Here is a 2,727-nt window from a genome sequence, read left to right as displayed (position 1 = left end):
CGCGCTCGCTGGCCGCAGCGATGATGCGCGAGGCGCAGGCGGTGGCCGAGAAGCTCGGCGTGCGCTTCAAGATCTCGCTCGAGCAGCGCATCGCCGGCGCGGAAGCCGTCGGGGCACACAAGACCTCGATGCTGCAGGACGTCGAGCACGGCCGCGCACTCGAGCTGGAAGCGCTGGTCGGATCGGTGGTCGAGCTCGGCCGCATCACCGAGACGCCCACGCCGACCATCGACGCCATCTACGCCGCCACCAGCCTGCTCGCGCAGACGCTGGCGGCGCAGAAGGGGCGGCTGGAAGTCCAGTCGCTGGGCTGATCAGCCGTAGCTGTTGACCAGGCGGCCGATGCCGTCGATCTCCACCTCGACGGTGGTGCCTGGCTTCATCGGCAGCACGCCCAGCGAGGTGCCGCACAGGATCACGTCGCCGGGCTCGAGGGTCATGTCCTGCGAGATGCGCGACACCAGCTCGTGGGGTGGGTAGATCATGTCGGCCAGCGGGTAGTTCTGCCGCTCGCGGCCTCCGACGACGGTGCGCACCGAGGCCGACGCCAGCTCGAGGTCGGTCTCGATCACCGGCCCGAAGACGCCGAAGCCGTCGAAGCCCTTGGCGCGGGTCCACTGCGGGAAGGCCGGGTCGCGGTTGAGCAGCTCGATGGCGGTGAGGTCGTTGGCGCAGCTGTAGCCGAGAATGTGCGCCGCCGCCTGCTCGGGTGGCACGTTCTTCGCCCGCCGGCCAATCACGACCGCGAGCTCTCCTTCGTAGGCCACCCGCCCGGCGTCTGCCGGCGCGGCGGCAATCGCCTGCCCGTGCGCGGCGAAGCTGTTCGGCGTCTTGAGGAAGTACAGCGGCTCGGCCGGCACGGCCCAGCCGTTCTTCTCCGCCGCGGCGCGGAAGTTGTTCCACAGCGCGACCATCTTGCCCGGGCGGCAGGGCATCAGCCACTCGACGCCATCCACCGCCACCCGCTCGCCGGTGGGGCGATGCTCGCCGAACAGATCGCCGTCGTGCACGGCGAGCGTGTCGCCCTCGAGCACGCCGAACAGCTCGCGGCCCTGAAGGCGGCAGCGCATCCACTTCATCTCGTCTCCTCGTTGTGTGTCGTGTGTTCTAGGCCTCGAGCATCGCCAGCACGGCCTTCCATTCGGCTTCGGTCACCGGCGTGATCGACAGGCGGCTGCCCGGGCGCAGCAGCAGCATGCTTTGCAGCTGCGGCAGCTCGCGCATGCGCTTGAGCGGCAGCAGGGCGGTCTTGCGGCGCAGCTTCACGTCGACCAGCAGCCAGCGCGGATTCTCGCGGGTCGACTTCGGGTCGAAGTAGGGGCTTCTCGGGTCGAACTGCGTGGCATCCGGGTAGGGCGCGCTGCACACCTCGGCCAGGCCGGCGACGCCGGGCTCCGCGCACGACGAGTGATAGAACAGCACGCCGTCGCCGGGGCGCATGTCGTCGCGCATGAAGTTGCGCGCCTGGTAGTTGCGCACGCCGAACCACGGAACGGTCTGCTGGGGCGCCGCGGCGAGGTCGTCGATCGAGCACTCGGCGGGCTCGCTCTTCATCAGCCAGTAGGACAAAGGCGTCGGTCCTGCGCGCGGGGAGAAAGGGGGGAGAGGGAGAAGGTGTCCGCCACGAACCGGGAGCCGCATTCCTGAACCCAGGGGATTCAGGTGGGCGAGGTCAGCAAGGCTTCGGGTTCATCTGACGCGAGACGATCACACCTGCCAGGCGATGTTCCAAGCCCTTGCTCGCAAGAGCATCGGTTCAAGGAAATATAAGACTCACGCGAACGCGACGGACAGGATCATTCTACGTGGCGGGGGCCGGCGCCTCAGAGCAATTGCCCATCGGCACCGAGGGACTGATCGATGCGCTTGATGAGGGCCTCGAGATCGACGCCCGAGTCCTGCGCCGGGGTGCCGGCCGCCGCGGGCAGCGGCCGCTCGGCCAGCGCGAAGGCCAGGTTCAGCGCAGCCAGCACGGCGATGCGCTCTCGCGCCTTGACCTTGCCGGCATCGCGGATCGCGCACATCTCGCGGTCGACGTTGCCCACCGCCTCGAGCAGCGAGGTCTCGCCGCCTTCGGGGCAGCCGAGCAGATAGCTCTGGCCCATGATCGTCACTTCGATCTGCTTCACGTCGCACTCCCTTGTCCGTCACCCGCCTCGGCGGGCAGCCGCTCGAGCAAGTCGTCGATGCGGTTGCGCGCCGCGTTCAGCCGCGAGCGCAGACTGTCGCGTTCCTGCGTGACGCTGGCCAGCTGCTGTTCGAGCAGGGCGTTGGTGCGCTGCAGTTCCTGATGCCTCAGCAGCAGGCGTTCGACCCGTTCCGCGAGATCCTGGAGTTGGGACATGGCGCGCGAGGAGGTGAAGGCAGCGGCCATTGTAGGCGGCCGCCTCGCCACGGCCGGCGGCCGTGCCTGCCGCTTCGTGCAACCGGTCACGAGCGGGTCGCGAGCGGGTCACGATCGGTCGCGGCGGCGATCCTCGGTGTCGTCGGGGTCCAGCGGGGCCGGCATGGTCAGCAGCCGGTTCGGCGAACTAGGCTCCCACAGTGCCGCCGGTTGGGTGTCGGGCATGGCCGTGGCGGCGTGGAGCAGCGCGAGGCTGGCGCGCGAACCGACCTGTCGGAGCATCTGTGCCTGGCGCTGCGTCCACACCAGCGGCTGGCCGGCCTGCTCGCAGCTGAAGGTACCGAATGGCACGCCGTTGATCGAGAAGCACACGTCGAGCAGCG

6 protein-coding genes and 1 other RNA gene are annotated in these 2,727 nt (G+C 69.2%); 1 reads left to right on the top strand and 6 read right to left on the bottom strand.

The annotated features are described in order from the left end of the window. On the top strand, positions 1-314 hold a 314-nt coding region (locus AB7U92_RS25475; RefSeq protein ID WP_428583397.1), incomplete at its 5' end, for a ketopantoate reductase C-terminal domain-containing protein. Here the strand turns inward: AB7U92_RS25475 and AB7U92_RS25470 are convergent. The 6 genes from AB7U92_RS25470 to AB7U92_RS25445 form a co-directional block, all read right to left on the bottom strand. After that, a complete protein-coding gene (locus AB7U92_RS25470) occupies positions 315-1,079 on the bottom strand; it encodes a fumarylacetoacetate hydrolase family protein (RefSeq protein WP_428583395.1) in 765 nt (254 codons plus the stop codon). 28 nt (positions 1,080-1,107) lie between these two features. Next, positions 1,108-1,569, bottom strand: coding sequence for an EVE domain-containing protein (locus AB7U92_RS25465; protein WP_428583393.1), 462 nt, complete (start codon positions 1,567-1,569; stop codon positions 1,108-1,110). A gap of 44 nt (positions 1,570-1,613) precedes the next feature. Then, positions 1,614-1,794, bottom strand: a non-coding RNA gene (gene ssrS / locus AB7U92_RS25460) — 6S RNA. A 29-nt stretch (positions 1,795-1,823) separates the two neighbouring features. After that, entirely contained in the window at positions 1,824-2,129 is a 306-nt protein-coding gene (locus tag AB7U92_RS25455; protein WP_428583391.1) for a cell division protein ZapA, read from the bottom strand. Beyond that, complete coding sequence (locus AB7U92_RS25450) at positions 2,126-2,344, bottom strand: DUF904 domain-containing protein (RefSeq protein WP_428583389.1); 219 nt, start codon at positions 2,342-2,344, stop codon at positions 2,126-2,128. The genes AB7U92_RS25455 and AB7U92_RS25450 overlap by 4 nt, the downstream gene beginning before the upstream one ends. Before the next feature lie 108 nt (positions 2,345-2,452). Further along, positions 2,453-2,727 (bottom strand): hypothetical protein (locus AB7U92_RS25445; protein WP_428583387.1); only part of this gene is annotated, 275 nt, incomplete at its 5' end.

The sequence above is a fragment of the Piscinibacter sp. genome, assembly GCF_050175855.1.
Classification (GTDB): Bacteria; Pseudomonadota; Gammaproteobacteria; order Burkholderiales; family Burkholderiaceae_C; genus Piscinibacter.
The sequence above is the reverse complement of the archived record's forward strand: the minus strand, read 5'-3'. Positions and strand labels throughout refer to the sequence as shown.